Genomic DNA, 18345 nt, shown 5'->3' on the forward strand with positions numbered 1-18345 from the left:
TTCTATCCCCAAAGGTCCGGCGCGGGGGGATGCACCCCGGCTCTGTCGAATGTCAGCGGTGTATCGCGGTCTTCGGCCAGCAGGAGCGGCCCGTCAAGGTCTGTCACCATCGCGCCCTGCGCAACCAGCGTCGCGGGCGCCATCGCAAGCGAGCTGCCGATCATGCAGCCCACCATGACGCGATAGCCCTGCTCCAGCGCCGCGCGGCGCAGCTCCAGCGCCTCCGTCAGGCCGCCGGTCTTGTCCAGCTTGATGTTGACGACATCATACTTGCCCTTCAACGCGGCCAGGCTGGCGCGGTCGTGGCAGCTCTCGTCGGCGCAGACCGGCACGGGCCGGTCCATGCCCAGCAGGGCGTCATCGGCATCCGCAGGGAGCGGCTGCTCGACCAGCGCGACGCCAAGACGCAGAAGATGGGGCGCGAGGTCCGCATATATATCGGCGCTCCACCCTTCGTTGGCGTCGACGATGATCGTCGATTTCGGCGCGCCCGCGCGCACGGCCTCCAGCCGGTCCATGTCATCGGGCGTGCCCAGCTTGATCTTCAGAAGCGGCCGGTGCGCATTCTTGGCGGCCTGTGCCCGCATCGCGCCGGGCGTATCCAGCGACAGGGTATAGGCGGTGATCTCGGGGCCCGGAGCGGGCAGCCCGGCCAGATCCCAGACCCGCCGCCCGGCGCGCTTGGCCTCCAGATCCCACAGCGCGCAGTCCAGCGCATTGCGCGCCGCCCCCGCAGGCATCTCATGGAGCGCCGCGCGATCCGTCACCGACGCCCCCTCGATCTGGTCGGCCACGCTGTCCAGCGTCTCGCCATAACGCGCATAGGGCACGCACTCGCCGCGCCCCTCATGCGCGCCGTCGCGCACGCGCACCGTCAGAACCTCGGCCTGCGTGCGCGAGCCGCGGCTGATGGTGAACACCTGCGCCAGCCTGAACACATCCCGCGTCACTGAAACCTGCATGCGCCCGTCCTTCATCTTGGTCCAAATACTCAAATCCATGCGCCCGCCACGGGGCGTCGGCCGCCGCTAAATCGCCGCCAGCGCATCCACCAGCACGTCCGATCCGAAACGGTAGGGGTCCGTCGCGGGCAGGTCCATCCGCTGCGATACCTCGTCCAGATAGGCGCGCGCATCTGCCTCGCTCATGTGCTGCGTGTTCACGGAGATCCCGGCGACGCGGCAATCGGGGTTGGCGACGCGCGCCAGCGGCAGGGCGGTATCGCGCAACTGCTCCAGCGTGGGCAGGGCATAGCCGGGCAGGCCGCGCATATGGGTGCGGGTCGGCTCGTGGCACAGGATCAGCGCGTCGGGCTGGCCGCCATGGATCAGCGCCAGCGTCACACCGGAATACGAGACATGAAACAGGCTGCCTTGTCCCTCGATCATGTCCCAGTGATCCGCCTCGTTGTCCGGCGTCAGATACTCGATCGAGCCGGCCATGAAGTCGGCGATCACGGCATCCAGCGGCACGCCCTCGCCGGTGATCAGGATGCCGGTCTGGCCCGTGGCGCGGAACGTCGCCTTCAAGCCGCGCGCCGTCATGTCACGCTCCATCGCCATGGCGGTATACATCTTGCCGACCGCGCAATCCGTGCCGACGGCGAGGCAGCGCTTGCCGCGGCGCTTTTCGCCGTTGGCGATGGGGTATTGCACGGAGGGGATGCGCACGTCATGCAGGGTGCGCCCATGTTCCCTGGCTGCGGCGACCAGATCGGCCTCGTTACGCAGAAGATTGTGCAGCCCGCTGGCCAGATCATAGCCCATGGCGAGCGCCTGCAGCAGAACCTCCTTCCACCTGGGCGAGATGACGCCGCCCCGGTTGGCAACGCCGATGACCAGCGTCCTGGCGCCCGCGTCCCGCGCGGCGCTCAGCGTCATGTCCGTCAGCCCCAGATCGGCGCCGCAGCCGGGCATACGGAACTGGCCCACCGCGTTTTCGGGGCGCCAGTCGCGGATGCCGATGGCGACCTTCGCGGCCAGCATGTCGGGCGCATCGCCCAGGAACAGAAGATATGGCGTCTGGATCATGGCGCATGTCCTTGGTTGAGCGTGGCGCGGTGTCGCGTGCCGGCGCGGATTCGCGATCTTGCTTAGTGATACCGTTGTTTTCGGCGTATTTCACGGCAAAACATACTTTAAATCCAGACGCGAGCGGAAAAAATGCAATAAACCTGCGTCAATGACCTTTATTGACGAAGCATCTTCATATCTACCCACCCAGCAGCGCGGGTCTGCGGAATGCTGCAACCGCGAAATCGGCTTGTGCCTCGCGGCGTAATTTCATACCGATCAGCACGACCCTTGCGCAACATCCTTATTTGAAAGGTTCGTCACATGAGCTTCCGCCTGCAGCCCCCCGCGCCTGCCCGTCCCAACCGTTGCCAGCTGTTCGGCCCCGGCTCGAACGCGAAACTGTTCGAGAAGATGGCCGCCAGCGCCGCGGATGTCATCAACATCGATCTGGAGGATTCGGTCAGCCCGAATGACAAGGATCTGGCGCGCAAGCAGACGATTGACGCGATCAACTCGGTTGATTGGGGCAAGAAATATCTCAGCGTGCGGATCAACGGCCTCGACACCGGCTGGTGGTATCGCGATGTGGTCGACCTGCTGGAGCAGGCGGGCGACCGGCTGGACCAGATCATGATCCCCAAGGTGGGCTGCGCGGGCGACATCTATGCCGTCGATGCGCTGGTCACGGCGATCGAGCGCGCCAAGGGGCGCACCAAACCCATCAGCTTCGAGGTCATCATCGAAAGCGCCGCAGGCATCGCCCATGTCGAGGAAATCGCGGCAGCCAGCCCGCGCTTGCAGGCGATGAGCCTCGGCGCGGCCGATTTCGCCGCCTCGATGGGCATGGCGACGACCGGAATCGGCGGGACGCAGGAAAACTATTACATGCTGCACGAGGGCGCGAAACATTGGTCGGATCCGTGGCACTGGGCGCAGGCGGCCATCGTCGCGGCGTGCCGGACGCATGGCTTGCTGCCCGTGGATGGCCCGTTCGGCGATTTCTCGGATGACGAGGGATTCCGCGCGCAGGCGCTGCGCTCGGCGACGCTGGGCATGGTGGGCAAATGGGCGATCCACCCCAAGCAGATCGCGCTGTGCAACGAGGTGTTCACCCCGTCCGAGGCCGCCGTGACCGAAGCGCGCGAGATCCTGGCGGCGATGGAAGAGGCCAAGGCCAAGGGCGAGGGCGCGACCGTCTACAAGGGCCGTCTGGTGGATATCGCCAGCATCAAGCAGGCCGAGGTCATCGTGAAGCAGTCCGAGATGATCGCAGGCGGCTGAGCCGCGTCGCAGGGGGCGGGCGGCGCGCATCCGGGCCGCCCGTGCAACTGCCAGTGAGGCCGCTTCAGCTCAGGGGTTTGCCTGCCACGCGTCGAGGATGTAGCGGCTGGTCATCAGGTCCAGATGTGCGCCGCCGCCGTTCTTGAAAAGCGTGATCTCGTCCTCGGACCGGCGTTCGAAGGCGCCGGGCTGGTAAAGATCGGCGACGATATCGGAGGGCGCGATGACGCCCGCGGCGATCGGGGACATCAATTCGCCGATATGGTCCACCGTCGTCTCGCGGCTGTCCACGAAGATCCGTGCGCGCGCCATGGCGGTATCGTCCGCCTCGCGCATGTCGGGGCGATAGGCGCCGATCAGGTCAATATGCTGGCCGGGCCGGAACCACTCGCCCTTGATGAACGCATCGGTGCTCATGGTCGCCGAGGTCACGATATCGGCGGCGCGCACGGCCGCCTCCAGATCATCGGCGACGCTCAGGCCGGGACAATCGGCCGCCATCTCCTCGGCATTGGCGCGGGTGCGGTTCCAGACCGTATAGCGCGCATCCGGCCACTGCGCGCGATAGGCCTGCCACAGGCTGCGCCCGACCGTGCCGGCACCGACGATCAGGATGTTCTCGCTGTCCGGCCGGGCCAGACGGCGCGCCGCGAACAGGCTGTCGCCCGCCGTTTTCCACTTGGTCACAAGGTGGAAATCGATGATCGCCTCCAGCGTGCCGAACGCGTCATCGAAAAGGTTGACCACGCCGTTGATCATCGGCTGGCCCTTGGCCGGATTGCCGGGAAAGACCGACGCGCATTTGACCGCCAGCCCCAGCCCGTCGATCCAGGCCGAGCGGTTCAGCAGCGTGTCCTTGCCGCGATAAAGCAGCGTGTCGGCAATCTCGGCCTTTTGCATGGCATGGCCGCGCTCGAACGCGTCGCACAGGTCCAGCCATTTCAGATTGGCCTCGCCCTCGGCGAAGGGGATCATGGTGACGCTCATCGGTGTTCTCCTTGGCTCAGCAGACCTGCGGTTTCCAGACGTTGGGCTAATCCGGCGGCGCCGTCAAACAGATGCACCTGCCAGCCGCGCGCGGCGGCGGCGGCGATATTCTCGGACCGGTCATCGGTGAACAGAAGGCAGGCAGGGGGGATGCCGCAATCGGCCTCGACAGCGGCGTAGATGGCCGGGTCAGGCTTGGCCATGCCCATCGGGCCCGAGATATAGGCGCGGTCGAACTCGGTCAGGAAAGGAAATTGCGCGGCACTGCGCGGGAAATTCTCGGCGCCGAAATTCGACAGCGCGAAAACCGGTACGCCGCGCGCCTTCAGCGCCAGCAGAAGGCGGACGGATCCGGGGATGGCCGGCTGGGCGATATCGCACCAGTGATCGCGGATATGCAGGATCTGGTCCGCATGATCCGGATGGGCGGCGGCGGTGCGCGCGATCTCGGCGCCAAAGCCCGCGCCGCTGTCGATACGCTGCATCATGGCGTGGATATCCACGGCAGCAAAGAGCGCGCGGCACTGTTCAGGGCCGATCAGGCGGTCGAAATACCGCTCCGGCCGCCACTCGATCAGCACATTGCCGATGTCGAAGACGACTGCGCGGGGCGTCACCGGCGATACCGCGGCTTGGGCCTGCCTGCCGCGCTTTCGCGCCAGAGCATGTAAAGCCCCGATCCGACGATCAGCACGATCCCGGCCCACGCGTTCAGCTGAGGCCAGGTGTCGAAGAACGCGACCCCCCAGAAGATCGAGATCGGCATCGCCGCGTATTCGAAGGGCGCCGCAAAGGCCGCCTCGCTCAGCCGGTAGGCTTGGCTGATCAGCCAGCTGCCCATGACCCCGGCGACGCCCAGCATGAGGATGATCCACATATCCGCGCGCGTCACCGGCGCCCATGCGCGCAACAGGAACTCCAGCGCCGGATGCGGGCCGCCCTCATACCGCCCGTCCCCGATGAACAGCCCTATGATCGCGCTGGAGACGAGGAAGGTGATGATCACGTAGAACGTCATGGTCGTCGCGCTTTCGGTGGTGCGCACGCGGCGCGTGACCATGTGCATCGCCCCGTATAGCAGCGCCGAAATGGCCGGCAGCAGGGACGCGGCCTGAAACGCCTCCGTGCCCGGTTGCACGATCAGCAGAACGCCGACCAGCCCCAAAACGATGGCCGCCCAGCGGCGCGGACCCACCGTTTCGCCAAGGAAAATGACCGACATGACGGCGATCGCCAGCGGCGAGACGAAAAAAATCGCCACCGCATCGGCGATGGGCAGCGCCGCAAGGCCGAGGAAGAGGCAGACATTGGCGCAGACGATGAACGCCCCGCGCAGCAGATGTGCGCCGGGGCGCCGCGTGCGCAGGACGCTCCAGCCGCCGCCGAGCGGCAGGATCACGGCCAGAAAGAAGGTCAGGCTGACCAGCGAGCGCAGGAACACCACCTGATGCAGCGCATACCCCTCGCTCAGCAGCTTGATCCCCAGATCCACGAAGGAAAAGCACAGGATCGCGGACAGGGCGCAGACCGCGCCCATTGTGTTGTTGCCCGGTTCTGCCACGGCCTTCATCGCAAAATCCTCAGGTGGCGCGGGCCTGCCTGACCGCCCGTTCCAGCGCGTCCAGAAAGCGCGAGCGATCCGCCTTTGTAAAGCCCTTGCCGCCGCCCTGGCGAAAGGGGTCCGCCGCGCGCAGATCGGCCATCAGATCGCGCGTGGCCAGCACGTTGCCGATATTGGCGCCTGTCAGCGGCTCGCCATTATGTTTCAGCACCAGCGCCCCCGCCTCGACGCATTTCGCGGCCAGAGGGATGTCGCCGGTGATGACCACGTCGCCCGGGCCTGCGCGCTCGGCGATCCACATGTCGGCCACGTCCGGGCCGTCCTGCACGATGACCGTCTGCACCAGCGGGTGCGGCGAGGGGCGCAGGCCGCCGTTCGAGACGATGTGGACGACCCAGCCATGGCGCGTGCCGACGCGGATCGCCTCGTCCTTGACGGGGCAAGCGTCGGCATCGATATAGATCATGCCGCGCGCCTCATTCCGCCGCCGTCTTCTTGGCCTTGTCGCGATGCACCTTGTATTCCTCGGGGATCGGCATGCGGTTGAACGCATCCAGCCCCGCGATCTTGTAGGCTTCGGCCAGCGTGGGATAGTTGAACGTGTTCTGCACGAAGTAATCCACCGTGCCCTTCAGGTTCAGAACCGCCTGCGCGATATGGATCAGCTCGGTCGCGCCCTCGCCGACGATCTGCACGCCCAGAACGCGGCGCGTTTTCAGCGAAAACAGCATCTTCAGCATGCCATGCTCCAGCCCCATGATGTGGCCGCGCGATGTCTCGCGAAAGCGCGCGATGCCGACCTCGTAGGGAATGCCGCGCTCGTTCATTTCCTCTTCGGACATGCCGCAAGTGCTGATTTCGGGGACCGAGTAGATGCCGTAAGGGAACCACGGGCTTTCAGGCAGGGTGGGCGTGTCGAGCGCGTGACACGCCGCGATGCGCCCCTGCTGCAGCGAGGTGGAGGCAAGGCTGGGATGGCCGATCACGTCGCCGGCGGCATAGATATGCGGCACGCTCGTCTGATAGGTCTTGCGGTCCACCTCCAGCCGTCCGCGATGGTCCGTCTTCAGCCCCGCCTTGTCCAGCCCGAGGCCGGCGGTCGCGCCCATGCGCCCCGCCGCGAACAGCAGCATGTCCGAGCGCACGTGACGCCCATTTTCCAGCGTCACCTCGACATGGCGCCCCTCATCCTCGATCGATTTGATCCCCGATCCGAGCCGCAGATCGACGCCGTTTTCGCGTATCTGATGGGTGAAATCCTCGATCAGGGTCTTGTCGATGAAATCCAGGAACGTATCGCGCGGCTCGATCATGGTGACGCGCACGTCCAGCGTGGCGAACATCGTGGCGTATTCCACCCCGATCACGCCCGCGCCGATCACCGTCAGGCTGCGCGGGATCGTGGCAAGCTCCAGAAACTCGTCGCTGTCCAGCACCGTCTTGCCGTTGAACGGGCAAGTGTCGGGCCGGTAGGTCTTGGTCCCGGTCGCGATCAGGAACCTGTCGGCGGTCAGGCGCGTGGCCTTGCCGGCCTCGACCTTGACCTCCACCTCGTTGGGGCCGGTGAAGGCGGCAAGACCATAAAGCGTCTCGACATGGTTGCGGTTGAACTGGTGCTCCAGCACGTCAACCTCGTAATCGATGGTCTTGTGCAGCCGCGCCTGCAGATCCTCGGGCCCGATATCGTCCTTCACGCGGTATGCACGCCCGTAAAAGCTGCGCTCGCGCCAGCCCGACAGGTTCAGAAGCGTCTCGCGCAGCGTCTTGGACGGGATGGTGCCGGTATGCGCCGACACGCCGCCCAGTCGCTCCTTGCGGTCGATCACCAGAACCTTGCGGTTCAGCTTGCCCGCCTGAATAGCAGCGGACCGGCCCGCCGGGCCGGATCCGATGACGATCAGATCGTAATCGTGCTTGCGCTCAGCCGGCATAAAGCGCCTCTGCGTGGAAGGTCACGTGATCCTCCATGAAGGTCGAGATGAAGAAATAGCTGTGATCGTATCCCGGCTGCATCCGCAGGATCGCCTGCTGGCGCCGCTGCGCCGCCGCATGGGCCAGCGTTTCGGGCATGAGCAGATCCATGAACTGATCGTTGGTGCCGGTATCCACCAGAATCGGGCCGTCGAACCCCTTGCTTTTCATCAGCATGCTGGCGTCATGGGCCTCCCACGCGCTCTCGTCCTCGCCCAGATAGCCGGTCAGCTGCTTGCGGCCCCAGTCGCTGCGCATCGGGTTGCAGATGGGTGAGAAGGCCGAGACCGAGCGAAAGCGCCCCGGCAGCCCCATCGCCAGCGTCAGCGCGCCATGCCCGCCCATCGAGTGGCCGGTGATCGCCTGCCGGTCCATGTCGACGCTGAATTCCGCGCCGATCAGCGCGGGCAGTTCTTCGGCCACGTAGTCCCACATCTGGAAATGCTTGTCCCAAGGCGCCTGCGTGGCATTGACGTAAAAGCCCGCCCCCTGGCCCATGTCGAACGCATCATCATTGGGCACACCCTCGCCGCGCGGCGAGGTGTCCGGGAAGACCAGCGCGATGCCCTGCTCGGCGGCCCAGGCCTGCGCCCCGGCCTTGGTCATGGCGTTCTCATGGGTGCAGGTCAGCCCGGCCAGGAACCACAGCACCGGAACCGGGCCATCCTTGGCCTCGGCCGGCAGGAACAGGCCAAAGGTCATATCGCCTCCGGTGGCCTTCGACGCATGCGTATAGACGCCCTGAACACCCCCGAAGCAGGCATTTTCCGATTTGGTTTCCATGACGGCACTCCTATCTGCGAAATCGTTGTGTCACGTATATGCTTAACAGGCGGTTCACCCGGTTGAAACGTATAAAGACGCCTCAATAGAGCGGCTGGACCCAACCGATGACCAGCGACACCGTCACCGCCGCCAGCACCGTGGAAATCAGGATCGATGCCGACACGCGCTGCGGCGCCACGCCATAATGCTGCGCCAGCATATAGACGTTTCCCGCCACCGGCAGCGATGCGGCGGCGATCATGACGGCGGCTGAATAGGGGTCCACGTCAAAGATCAACAGCGCGGCGACGGCCACCGCGGCGGGGTGCAGCACCAGCTTGCAAAGGCTCAGCCACGTCGCGACATAGGGCCGCTCGGCCGATTTTCCAGCCAGCGACGCGCCGATGGCAAACAGCGCGCCGGGCGTCGCGGCGCCGCCGAGGATGATCAGGAATTCGTTGACCGGGCCGGGGATCGGCAGTTGCAGGCCCGACCATGCCAGCCCCAGCACGATCGACACGATCATCGGGTTCCTCAGCAGGCCCAGCCCGACCGTGCCCAGCACCGCCGGGCGCATCCGGCCGTCGCGCGTGCCGGTGATGACGATCACGATCAGCGCGCCGAAGACGATCAGATCGACCGCCAGCACCATCATCACCGCCGCGATCGCGGCCTCGCCCATCAGCATCGCCAGCATCGGGATGCCCAGAAACCCGACATTGCCGACAACGGCGCATTGCGCCTCGATCGCCGCTTCCTCGGCGCGGGCGCCGCGCACGAGCGACACCGCCGTCGCCAGCCCATAGACGACGGCCGAGCCGCACAGATAGGCCAGCACGAAGGACGGCTCGAAAATCTCGCGCAGGCTGAGATTGGCCGAAAACCGCAGGAGCATCGCCGAGAGGGCGAAATAGAACACGAACTTGGTCAGCCACGCGGTCGCCTCCGGCGTGAAAAACCCGCTGCGCCCCGCGCCGTAGCCGGCAGCGATGACCATGAAGAACGGCAAGGTTGACAGGAAAATCGCGGCCATGCCACTTGGTAGCAGCCCGGCGCGCGGCGTCAATCGCAAGGCGGCGCCTTTTATTTATTGCCAAATGGTCCCGCCAGAGGGGTTTGCGCCTTTTGGCACGGCGCCCGTTGACTCCGCCCCAAACCCCGATATAAGCGCGGCTTCATTGGTGTTGGTGGCCCCCGCAAGGGGATGCCTGTCGGGAGCGATCCAAAGGACAACGCCCTTCGCAACGCATAAGAAGGAGATCAGCCGTGACCAAACGCACGTCTGCCAAGTACAAACTCGACCGCCGCATGGGCGAAAACATCTGGGGTCGTCCGAAATCCCCGGTGAATCGCCGTGAATACGGCCCCGGCCAGCACGGCCAGCGCCGCAAGGCCAAGATTTCCGATTTCGGCCTCCAGCTGCGCGCCAAGCAAAAGCTCAAGGGCTATTACGGCGACCTGACCGAAAAGCAGTTCAAGCGCGTCTATGTCGAGGCGGCCCGCGTCAAGGGTGACACCGGCGAGAACCTGATCGGCCTGCTGGAGCGTCGTCTGGACGCCGTCGTCTACCGCGCCAAGTTCGTGCCGACCGTGTTTGCCGCCCGCCAGTTCGTGAACCACGGCCATGTCAAGGTGAACGGCCAGCGCGTCAACATCCCCTCCTACCGCGTGAAAGAGGGTGACGTGATCGAGGTGCGCGAGCAGTCCAAGCAACTGGCCGTCCTTCTGGAAGCCACCCAGCTGGCCGAGCGTGACGTGCCCGATTACATCGACGCGGATCACTCCAAGATGACCGCCACCTTCGTGCGCACGCCGGGCCTGTCGGACGTGCCCTATCCGGTGATGATGGAGCCGAACCTGGTTATCGAATTCTACGCGCAGAACTAAAGCATCGCTTCATTCTGCACATATGCCACAGGGCAGGGGCCGCGCCGGGAAACCGGGGCGGCCCTTTCCTTTGGTGCTGGTCAAGGCCGGGCGCGGTGGCTAAAACGGGCGCTGTTGGAGGGGGGCGCATGAGCAACATCACACCGCAGCCGGGAATTCTGGACATCACGCTTTACCAGGGCGGGGCGGCGCATGTGCCGGGCATCGCCAACGCGGTCAAGCTCAGCTCGAACGAGAACCCCTTCGGTCCCAGCGAGGCGGCAAAGGATGCGTTCCGCAAGGCCTCGTATCATCTGCACCGCTACCCGTCCTCCGATCATGCCGAGCTGCGCGGCGCCATCGGCGAGATCTTCGGGCTCGATCCCGCGCGCATCCTGTGCGGCGCGGGCAGTGACGAGCTGATTTCGTTCCTTTGCCAAGCCTATGCGGGGCCGGGGGACGAGGTGATCCATACCGAGCACGGCTTTGGCATGTATCGCATCAGTGCGCTGGCCAATGGCGCCACCCCGGTGGAAGTGCCCGAGCGCGAGCGCGTGACGGACGTGGATGCGATCCTCGGCGCCTGCACCGATGCGACAAAGCTGGTCTTCATCGCCAATCCCAACAATCCCACCGGCACCATGATCGGCGAGGGCGAGGTGGCGCGGCTGGCCGCGGGCCTGCCCGATCATGTGCTGCTGGTGCTGGACGGTGCCTATGCCGAATATGTCGATGGCTACGATGGCGGCGCGTCGCTGGTCGAGGCACGCCAGAACGTGGTGATGACGCGCACCTTTTCCAAGCTTTACGGCCTTGGCGGGCTGCGGATCGGCTGGGCGTATGGCCCCGATCACGTGATTTCGGTGCTGGCGCGGGTGCGCGGCCCGTTCAACCTGTCGAGCGCCGCACTCGCCGCAGCAGAGGCCGCGGTGCGCGATACCGACTGGGCCGAGAAATGCCGCGAGGGCAACACCCGCTGGCGCGCCTGGCTGGCCGAGGCGCTGGGCGAGCATGGGGTGCCGTCGGACACGTCGCTGGGCAATTTCATCCTTGCCCGTTTCGCGACCCGCGCCGAGGCCGAGGCCTGCGACGAGCATCTGAAATCCGAAGGTCTGATCGTGCGGCGCGTTGCGGGCTACAACCTGCCCAACTGCCTGCGCATCACCGTCGGCGACGAGGCCAGCTGTCGGCGCGTCGCGCATGCCGTGGGGCAATTCATGGCCACCGCGCGATGACCGCGCTTTACGGCCGCATCGCGTTGATCGGGCTTGGCCTGATCGCCGGATCGATGTCGCTGGCGATCCGCCGCGCCGGGCTGGCGGGCGAGGTGGTGGGTTATGCCCGCTCGGCCGAAACGCGGCAGACCGCGCGCGAGATCGGCCTTTGCGACCGGATCGAGGACAGCGCGCTGGCCGCCGTCCGCGGCGCCGATCTGGTCGTGCTGTGCGTGCCCGTGGGCGCGATGGGCGACGTCGCCGCCGAGATTGCGCCGGGGCTCAAGCCGGGCGCGACGCTCAGCGATGTCGGCTCGGTCAAGCGCGCGGTAATCGACGCGGTCGCGCCGCATCTGCCGCAGGGCGTGCATTTCGTTCCCGCGCATCCGCTGGCAGGAACCGAACATTCCGGCCCGCGGTCGGGCTTTGCCGAGCTTTTCGACAACCGCTGGTGCCTGATCGTGCCACAGGAGGGCGCGGACCGCGCCGCCGTGGACCGGCTCGAAGCATTGTGGAAAGCCATCGGCGCGCTGACCGACGAGATGGAGGCCGACCATCACGATCTGGTTCTGGCCGTGACCAGCCACGCGCCGCACCTCATTGCCTACACGATGGTTGGCGTCGCCGACGATCTGCGCCGGGTAACGGACAGCGAAGTCATCAAGTATTCCGCCGCCGGTTTCCGCGATTTCACCCGGATTGCCGCCAGCGATCCCACCATGTGGCGCGATGTGTTCCTGAACAACCGTGAGGCGACGCTGGAGATCCTCGGGCGCTTCACCGAAGAGCTGTTCGCGCTGCAACGCGCGATCCGCACCGGCGACGGCGATCATCTGCACGCGTATTTCACCCGCACCCGCGCCATCCGCCGCGGCATCATCGAGGCGGGGCAGGACACCGACGCACCTGATTTTGGCCGGGCGCGCAAGGGATGAGGCGGGCCGCGATCGCCTTGGCGCTGATCGCCGCCACCAGCGCCGCGGTTGCAGGCGCCCCCGATACGTCGCCGCGCCCCGTTGCCCGCCCCTCGGTGCAAGGCGCGGCGCCCAGCGGTGCGGCGGTGCGGGCGCGTCCGCTCTATACGCATGTCCGCCCGCAGGCGCGCCCGCCCGCGCTGGTGCCGCCGCAGGTCGCGCTCAGCCCGGCCCGCGCGCCTGCGCCCGCGACGCCCCCGCTTGATGTCGCGTCCCAGGCCCATCCCTCGAACCGCGCCGCCACTGCCGGGACACCGCCGACGGCTGTCGAGCAGCAAGCGCGCAGCGGTCTTTTCTCGTCGCTGCGCCCGCTCTTGCGGCCCTTGGGCATGGACCGACAGACGCAGGAGCGCAAGCGCACCCTGGCGCGCGGGGCGGTCTGCGGCGACGCCGATATCCAGGGCGAGGAGGTCGGCCGCGTGCCCGGCCGTATCAGCGGCTGCGGAATCGAAGACGCCGTCAAGGTGCGCAGCATCAATGGCATCGCGCTGAGCCAGCAGGCGCTGATGGATTGCCAGACCGCGCGCACCATCAAGGCGTGGATGCAAAAGGGCATGGCCCCGGCCGTGGGCAACTATGGCGGCGGTGTCTCGCAGCTTCATGTCGCCGCGCATTATTCCTGCCGCGCGCGCAACAACCAGAAAGGCGCGAAAGTGTCCGAGCATGGCAAGGGCCATGCCATCGACATCGCCGGTTTCAGGATGCGCGACGGGCGCAGCATCAGCGTGCTTCAGGATTGGGGTGGCGGCGCCAAGGGCCGTATCTTGCAACAGATGCACCGTTCGGCCTGCGGCCCGTTCGGGACCGTGCTTGGCCCGAATTCGGACCGCTTTCACCGCGATCATTTCCATTTCGACACCGCCCGCTATCGCAGCGGCAGCTATTGCCGCTGACGCTCAGTTCAGGCGCAGCACCGGCGCGGGTGCTATCGGGATTGGTCCGATCCAGACGCGCCCGCCCTTGAACGTCAGCGGGATGTTCAGGGCCGCGTCGCTTTCATTGCCGCCGGCCATGACGGCAAGCGCCCGCTCGGCGGTATCGGCCAGATCGCGTGTCAGCAGCTCGGCCTCGGCGGCGATATCCAGCATCTGCCGCCAGCCCCGCGCCGAGACGGTCAACGTGCCGCTGGGCCTGCCGCCGATATCGACGCGCAGCGCGCCGGATGCCTCCAGTGACATCGCGCCCCAGTGCAGACCGGCCGATTTGACCGCGATGCGCGTCGGCTGCGGGCGCGCATCCTCCAGCGCGTAGCGGTCCCAGGGCGCATCGAAATCGACCGTCAGATCGGCAGCGATCCGATCGATCACCCGCGCAAGCGAAATATCGCCCTCCAGCAGTGCCATCACCGGCGCAGGCGGCGCCACGTCTTGCGCCAGCAGGCCCAGGTGATAGCGCGGCTGATGGGTGGCCGACGCGTCCTCCAGCCGCTCGACCGCCAGCCGCAGTACCCCGGCCGAGATTGCGCCGCTGCCGTCGTCGGGCGTCAGGGCCACATCCTCGGCCGTCAGCGTGCTGCGCCGCAGCGCCAGCGTGGTGTTCGGATCGGCCACGACCGAGGCGCGCATATCGTCACTGGCCAGCGTGAACGCGCCGCCGGGGCCCGTGATCCGCTGCTCATGCGGCCAGACGGCGATGATGTGGTTGGGCGTATAGCTGAGCGTCAGGAGTTGAAGGAACGGGGCCTCCCAGCCCAGCCCGGCGGCCGGATCCGCGAGGCGCAGATCGCTGAGCGTGGTGTCAAACCGATTGGGAAATCCCTTGACCGACAGATCGCTGTATTCGGCCACCCACCCTTCGGCGCGGCGCGCATCGAACCACGCGGCCAGCCCTGACTGCAGCGCGCTGGACCCGATGAACCAGTACCCGGCCCAGGCCGCTGCCAGCGTGATGACGATTGCCAGCAATATGCGCATGCCCGGCCCCCTTTCGCATTTCTTTACAATGATGTTTATAGAGTGTTTGCGGGCGATGCCCATGGCGCCGCCCGCGCAACGAGGCATAAAACGGCCGCGTCGGCGGGCGGGCGGAAAAAAGGACGTGCGATATGACGATGTGGGTGTTCGGCTATGGATCGCTGGTCTGGAACCCCGGTTTCGACGTGGCGCAAAAGGCGATCGCCACATTACCGGATTACGCGCGCAGCTTCTGCATGCGCTCGATCCACCATCGGGGGACCGAAACCGTGCCGGGCCTCGTGCTGGCGCTGGACCAAAGCCAGGGGGCGCAGTGCCACGGTGTCGCGCTGGCCGCAGCACCGGGGCAAGAGCGCGAAACGCTGGAATATCTGCGCGCGCGCGAGCTGATCTCCTCGGCCTATCTGGAGCGGATGCTGCAGATCCGGCTGGAGGACGGCCAGACGGTGGAGGCGGTGACCTATGTGATCGACCCGCATCATGTGCAATATTGCGGCGCCCTTCCGCTGGAGGAGCAGGCCCGCATCATCGCCCGCGCCGTCGGCGACAGGGGGCCGAATACCGAGTATCTCTACAACACCGCTGCGCATCTGACCGAACTGGGCATCGCCGATACCGATCTGGAATGGCTGGCCGACAGGGTGCGCAGCCTTTGCGCTTAACGCCTTGGCGCGGCGCGGCGATCCGCGTAGGGTAGCGCCAAACGAAACAAGTGTCGGGAGCGTCCGCATGGACCAGCCGGACCGCGAGGTCGAGCCGCATTTTTCCCAGCCATGGCGCCAGATCGTCATGATGGTCCTGGTGCTGGGCCTGTCCGCCTTGGGCGCGTTCATGGCGCTGCCGCGCGTCCTGCCGGTGTTCGAGGCGAACCCCTATCTGAACGGCTTCATCTTCTTTGTCTTCCTGATCGGCGTCGTTGCGTGCTTCTGGCAGGTGTTTCAACTGATCGGGTCGGTCCGCTGGATCGAGGGCTTTGCCCGCGACGCGCCCGGTGTGGAAATGACCAAGCCGCCGCTGCTTCTGGCGCCGCTGGCGGCGCTGTTGCGCCAGCGCGGCAAGAAGCGGATGCAGATCTCGCATTCCTCTGCCCGCTCGATCCAGGACATGATCGCACAGCGTATCGACGAGGCGCGCGAGATTACGCGCTACATCGTCAACGTGTTGATTTTCCTAGGTCTTCTGGGCACGTTCTATGGCCTTGCCACTACGGTGCCCGCGCTGGTCGAAACCATCCGCGGCCTTGCCCCGCAAAAGGGCGAAGGCGGTGTGGAGGTGTTCACGCGCCTGATGACCGGCCTGCAATCGCAGCTCGGCGGCATGGGCGTGGCCTTTGCCTCGTCGCTTCTGGGGCTTGCCGGATCGCTGATCGTCGGGCTGCTGGAGCTGTTCGCCGGGCACGGCCAGAACCGGTTTTACCGCGAGCTTGAGGAGTGGATGTCCACGATCACGCGCGTCGGCTTTGCGGGCGCCGAGGAGGGCAGCCCCGAACAGGCGCTTTTGACCGGAATCGTCGACCAGATGAGCGAGCAGATGGAATCGCTGCAGCAGATGTTGACGCAATCCGACATCAGCCGTGCGGCCTCGGACGATCAGATGGCCCGGCTGTCGGCCGCGGTTGAAAAACTGGCCAGCCCCGAAAGCGACGGCACCGCCGAGGCGCTGGCGCGCGTGGCGCAAGGCCAAGAGAGCCTGATCGCGCTGCTGGAGGCGCGCGAGGCGCCGGGCGACGGCGCACTGGACGCCGAAAGCCGGATGCGCCTGCGCTCGATCGACGTGCAGATGCTGCGCATCCTTGAGGAAATCAGCGCCGGCAGGCAGGAAAGCATGACCGAGCTGCGCACCGATCTGGCCGGGCTGAAGGCGGCGCTGCACGCGGTGCGCGCGCCCCGGCGCAGCTATCGCACGACGGCCGCCGCGCCGCACGCGCCGGAGCAGGAGGGCTAGACCATGGCCCTGTCGCGCCGCACCGGGCAACGTTTTCAAGCGTCGATCTGGCCGGGTTTCGTGGATGCGATGACCGGCCTGTTGCTGGTCCTGATGTTCGTGCTGACGATCTTCATGGTGGTGCAATTCGCCCTGCGCGAGACGATCACCGGGCAGGAAAGCGAGCTGGATTCGCTCTCAGCCGAGGTTGCGGCGCTGTCGCGCGCGCTGGGCCTTGAGCAGGACCGCAGCGCCACCTTGCAGGAGCGCGTCGGCGCCCTGACCGCCACCTTGACCGATGCGCGCCAGCGCCAGCAGGAGCAGACCGCGCTGATCGCATCGCTGAGCGCCCAGAACGAGGCGTCCGAGGCGCGCATCGCCAGTTTCGAGCAGCAAGTGGCGGGCCTTCTGGCGGGGCGCGATGCCGCGACGGCGCGGATCGACGATCTGGAAGGCGCGCGCGACCGCTTGATGTCGGAAAAGGAGGCGCTGCAACTGGCGCTGGCCGATCTGCGCAGCGAGGTCGATGCCGGCGCCGAGGCCGCCCGCCTTGCCGCCGCGCAGCGCGACGCGCTGGAGGCGCTGGCCGCTGAATTGCGCGCCAAGGCGGAGGGCGCGCAGGCGACGGCCAGCGATCTGGAAGCGAAGCTGAGCGACGAGGAGGCAGCCCGCCTCGCCGAGGCCGCGGCGGCCGAGGCGCTGCGCGAAAAGCTGCAGAATTCGCAGACCGAGCTGACCGCGATGACGCTCGCCCTCGAAGAGCAGCGCCGCCGCGCCGAGGAAACGCTGACCTTGCTGGCCGCCGCCCGCGACGGCGCGGAAGATCTGGAGGCGCGGCTGGCCGATGCGCTGGCGGGCCGCGAGGATGAGACGGCGGCGCTCGGCGCGGAGCTTGACAATGCGGAGCGGCGCGTTGCCGCGCTGGAGGCCGAGCTGGCCGCGCTGAAGGCCGACCAACAGCTGTCGATGCAAGACGTCCGCGCGCAGCTTGCCGCCGCGCTCGCGGCCAAGCTGGAGGCGGAAAACGCCGCCGAGACCCAGATGAGCGCCGCCGAGGAGCGCGCGGCGCTTCTGAGCGAGGCGCGCCGGAACCTGGCCGAGCAGACCGCCCAGACGGAAGCAGCGCAGCGGGACCGCGAACTGCTCAATCAGCAGGTTGCCGCCTTGCGCGATCAGCTTGGCCAGTTGCAGGCGCTTTTGGACGAATCCAAGGAACGCGAGGCCGCCAGCGATGTGCGCGTCGAGGCGCTGGGCCAGGATCTGAACGCCGCCCTCGCGCGCGTCGCCGCCGAGGAAAAGCGCCGCAGACAGGCCGAGGAAGAGAAAAACAAGCTGCTTGAGGCCGAAAAGCAGGATCTGGAAAAATACCGTTCGGAGTTTTTCGGGCGCTTGCGGGACGTGCTGGGCACGCAGGACGGCGTGCGGATCGAAGGGGACCGCTTTGTCTTTTCGTCCGAAGTCCTGTTCGCGCCGGGGCAGGCGACGCTGTCGGCACCCGGCAAGAACGAGATCGCGAAAGTCGCCGAGATTCTGCGCAAGGTGGTCGGCGAGATCCCCGAGGGCATCGACTGGATCATCCGCGTCGATGGTCATACCGACGACGTGCCGATCCGGGGCACGGCCGAATTTGCCGACAACTGGGAGCTTAGCCAGGCGCGCGCGCTGTCGGTCGTGCGCTACATGATCGATTTTCTGGGCGTGCCCCCCGGCCGTCTTGCGGCGAACGGGTTCGGGCAGTATCAGCCGATCGCACCGGGCAGCAGTCCGGAGGCGCGGGCACAGAACCGCCGGATCGAATTGAAATTTACCGAGAAATAAGTGCAAGCGCGGGCAGCGGCGCGGGCTGAATGGGCCCGCGCCGCTGCTCTGTGTGTA

18 protein-coding genes are annotated in these 18345 nt (G+C 66.5%); 8 read left to right on the forward strand and 10 right to left on the reverse strand.

All coding sequences use genetic code 11. The features are described 5' to 3' along the window. Nucleotides 1–2 precede the first annotated feature (2 nt). Together dgcA and dgcN are read right to left on the reverse strand one after the other, a co-directional pair. A complete protein-coding gene (dgcA, locus tag DC366_RS12245; protein WP_108692574.1) occupies nt 3–962 on the reverse strand; it encodes an N-acetyl-D-Glu racemase DgcA in 960 nt (319 codons plus the stop codon). Between the two features lie 66 nt (nt 963–1028). Then, nucleotides 1029–2030 (reverse strand): N-acetyltransferase DgcN, encoded by a 1002-nt coding sequence (gene dgcN / locus DC366_RS12250; protein ID WP_108692495.1) that lies wholly within the window; start codon nt 2028–2030, stop codon nt 1029–1031. 306 nt (nt 2031–2336) lie between these two features. Here dgcN and DC366_RS12255 point away from each other — a divergent pair, with 306 nt between their 5' ends. Further along, a complete protein-coding gene (locus DC366_RS12255; protein ID WP_108692496.1) occupies nt 2337–3296 on the forward strand; it encodes an L-malyl-CoA/beta-methylmalyl-CoA lyase in 960 nt (319 codons plus the stop codon). A gap of 69 nt (nt 3297–3365) precedes the next feature. Here DC366_RS12255 and DC366_RS12260 read toward each other — a convergent pair whose 3' ends face one another. The 7 genes from DC366_RS12260 to DC366_RS12290 all read right to left on the reverse strand — a co-directional run bounded on the left by DC366_RS12260 (nt 3366) and on the right by DC366_RS12290 (nt 9613). After that, on the reverse strand, nt 3366–4283 hold the full coding sequence (locus DC366_RS12260) for an ornithine cyclodeaminase family protein (protein WP_108692497.1): 918 nt from the start codon (nt 4281–4283) through the stop codon (nt 3366–3368). After that, the gene (locus tag DC366_RS12265) at nt 4280–4900 is read right to left on the reverse strand and encodes an HAD family hydrolase (protein WP_108692498.1); all 621 of its coding nucleotides are present in this window, start codon (nt 4898–4900) and stop codon (nt 4280–4282) included. Before DC366_RS12265 ends, DC366_RS12260 begins: the two co-directional genes overlap by 4 nt. Further along, nucleotides 4897–5853: a DMT family transporter gene (locus tag DC366_RS12270; protein WP_108692499.1), complete on the reverse strand. Its 957-nt coding sequence runs from the start codon at nt 5851–5853 to the stop codon at nt 4897–4899. The genes DC366_RS12265 and DC366_RS12270 overlap by 4 nt, the downstream gene beginning before the upstream one ends. A gap of 10 nt (nt 5854–5863) precedes the next feature. Next, complete coding sequence (locus DC366_RS12275; RefSeq protein WP_108692500.1) at nt 5864–6310, reverse strand: YaiI/YqxD family protein; 447 nt, start codon at nt 6308–6310, stop codon at nt 5864–5866. Nucleotides 6311–6320: 10 nt separating this feature from the next. Then, nucleotides 6321–7775: a Si-specific NAD(P)(+) transhydrogenase gene (sthA, locus tag DC366_RS12280; protein ID WP_108692501.1), complete on the reverse strand. Its 1455-nt coding sequence runs from the start codon at nt 7773–7775 to the stop codon at nt 6321–6323. Further along, nucleotides 7765–8598, reverse strand: coding sequence for an S-formylglutathione hydrolase (gene fghA / locus DC366_RS12285; RefSeq protein WP_108692502.1), 834 nt, complete (start codon nt 8596–8598; stop codon nt 7765–7767). Before fghA ends, sthA begins: the two co-directional genes overlap by 11 nt. A gap of 82 nt (nt 8599–8680) precedes the next feature. After that, nucleotides 8681–9613: an AEC family transporter gene (locus DC366_RS12290; RefSeq protein WP_108692503.1), complete on the reverse strand. Its 933-nt coding sequence runs from the start codon at nt 9611–9613 to the stop codon at nt 8681–8683. A gap of 233 nt (nt 9614–9846) precedes the next feature. On the opposite strand from DC366_RS12290, the gene rpsD reads away from it, so the two are divergent. The 4 genes from rpsD (at nt 9847) to DC366_RS12310 (ending at nt 13527) form a co-directional block, all read left to right on the forward strand. Continuing rightward, nucleotides 9847–10467: a 30S ribosomal protein S4 gene (rpsD, locus tag DC366_RS12295; protein WP_108692504.1), complete on the forward strand. Its 621-nt coding sequence runs from the start codon at nt 9847–9849 to the stop codon at nt 10465–10467. A 128-nt stretch (nt 10468–10595) separates the two neighbouring features. After that, nucleotides 10596–11681 (forward strand): histidinol-phosphate transaminase, encoded by a 1086-nt coding sequence (hisC, locus tag DC366_RS12300; protein WP_108692505.1) that lies wholly within the window; start codon nt 10596–10598, stop codon nt 11679–11681. After that, the gene (locus DC366_RS12305) at nt 11678–12595 is read left to right on the forward strand and encodes a prephenate/arogenate dehydrogenase family protein (protein WP_108692506.1); all 918 of its coding nucleotides are present in this window, start codon (nt 11678–11680) and stop codon (nt 12593–12595) included. The genes hisC and DC366_RS12305 overlap by 4 nt, the downstream gene beginning before the upstream one ends. Next, nucleotides 12592–13527 carry an extensin-like domain-containing protein gene (locus tag DC366_RS12310; RefSeq protein ID WP_108692507.1) on the forward strand — a complete coding sequence of 312 codons (936 nt, stop codon included), beginning with the start codon at nt 12592–12594 and terminating at the stop codon, nt 13525–13527. The genes DC366_RS12305 and DC366_RS12310 overlap by 4 nt, the downstream gene beginning before the upstream one ends. Before the next feature lie 3 nt (nt 13528–13530). Here the strand turns inward: DC366_RS12310 and DC366_RS12315 are convergent, their stop codons facing one another. Further along, nucleotides 13531–14547, reverse strand: a complete 1017-nt coding sequence (locus DC366_RS12315) for a DUF2125 domain-containing protein (protein ID WP_108692508.1) — start codon at nt 14545–14547, stop codon at nt 13531–13533. Between the two features lie 131 nt (nt 14548–14678). On the opposite strand from DC366_RS12315, the gene DC366_RS12320 reads away from it, so the two are divergent. The 3 genes from DC366_RS12320 (at nt 14679) to DC366_RS12330 (ending at nt 18288) form a co-directional block, all read left to right on the forward strand. Next, on the forward strand, nt 14679–15209 hold the full coding sequence (locus DC366_RS12320; protein WP_108692509.1) for a gamma-glutamylcyclotransferase: 531 nt from the start codon (nt 14679–14681) through the stop codon (nt 15207–15209). A gap of 67 nt (nt 15210–15276) precedes the next feature. Further along, nucleotides 15277–16491 (forward strand): biopolymer transporter ExbB, encoded by a 1215-nt coding sequence (locus DC366_RS12325; protein ID WP_108692510.1) that lies wholly within the window; start codon nt 15277–15279, stop codon nt 16489–16491. 3 nt (nt 16492–16494) lie between these two features. After that, nucleotides 16495–18288, forward strand: coding sequence for a peptidoglycan -binding protein (locus DC366_RS12330; RefSeq protein WP_108692511.1), 1794 nt, complete (start codon nt 16495–16497; stop codon nt 18286–18288). Nucleotides 18289–18345: the final 57 nt, after the last annotated feature.

It is taken from the genome of Pelagivirga sediminicola, from assembly GCF_003072125.1.
GTDB lineage: Bacteria > Pseudomonadota > Alphaproteobacteria > Rhodobacterales > Rhodobacteraceae > Roseovarius > Roseovarius sediminicola.

Excerpts from the sequence above, each read along its gene's own strand:
- dgcA (WP_108692574.1), bottom strand. The coding sequence starts at position 962 with ATGCAGGTTTCAGTGACGCGGGATGTGTTCAGGCTGGCGCAGGTGTTC.
- dgcN (WP_108692495.1), bottom strand. The coding sequence starts at position 2,030 with ATGATCCAGACGCCATATCTTCTGTTCCTGGGCGATGCGCCCGACATG.
- DC366_RS12255 (WP_108692496.1), top strand. The coding sequence starts at position 2,337 with ATGAGCTTCCGCCTGCAGCCCCCCGCGCCTGCCCGTCCCAACCGTTGC.
- DC366_RS12260 (WP_108692497.1), bottom strand. The coding sequence starts at position 4,283 with ATGAGCGTCACCATGATCCCCTTCGCCGAGGGCGAGGCCAATCTGAAA.
- DC366_RS12270 (WP_108692499.1), bottom strand. The coding sequence starts at position 5,853 with ATGAAGGCCGTGGCAGAACCGGGCAACAACACAATGGGCGCGGTCTGC.
- DC366_RS12275 (WP_108692500.1), bottom strand. The coding sequence starts at position 6,310 with ATGATCTATATCGATGCCGACGCTTGCCCCGTCAAGGACGAGGCGATC.
- sthA (WP_108692501.1), bottom strand. The coding sequence starts at position 7,775 with ATGCCGGCTGAGCGCAAGCACGATTACGATCTGATCGTCATCGGATCC.
- fghA (WP_108692502.1), bottom strand. The coding sequence starts at position 8,598 with ATGGAAACCAAATCGGAAAATGCCTGCTTCGGGGGTGTTCAGGGCGTC.
- DC366_RS12290 (WP_108692503.1), bottom strand. The coding sequence starts at position 9,613 with ATGGCCGCGATTTTCCTGTCAACCTTGCCGTTCTTCATGGTCATCGCT.
- hisC (WP_108692505.1), top strand. The coding sequence starts at position 10,596 with ATGAGCAACATCACACCGCAGCCGGGAATTCTGGACATCACGCTTTAC.
- DC366_RS12305 (WP_108692506.1), top strand. The coding sequence starts at position 11,678 with ATGACCGCGCTTTACGGCCGCATCGCGTTGATCGGGCTTGGCCTGATC.
- DC366_RS12310 (WP_108692507.1), top strand. The coding sequence starts at position 12,592 with ATGAGGCGGGCCGCGATCGCCTTGGCGCTGATCGCCGCCACCAGCGCC.
- DC366_RS12315 (WP_108692508.1), bottom strand. The coding sequence starts at position 14,547 with ATGCGCATATTGCTGGCAATCGTCATCACGCTGGCAGCGGCCTGGGCC.
- DC366_RS12320 (WP_108692509.1), top strand. The coding sequence starts at position 14,679 with ATGACGATGTGGGTGTTCGGCTATGGATCGCTGGTCTGGAACCCCGGT.
- DC366_RS12325 (WP_108692510.1), top strand. The coding sequence starts at position 15,277 with ATGGACCAGCCGGACCGCGAGGTCGAGCCGCATTTTTCCCAGCCATGG.
- DC366_RS12330 (WP_108692511.1), top strand. The coding sequence starts at position 16,495 with ATGGCCCTGTCGCGCCGCACCGGGCAACGTTTTCAAGCGTCGATCTGG.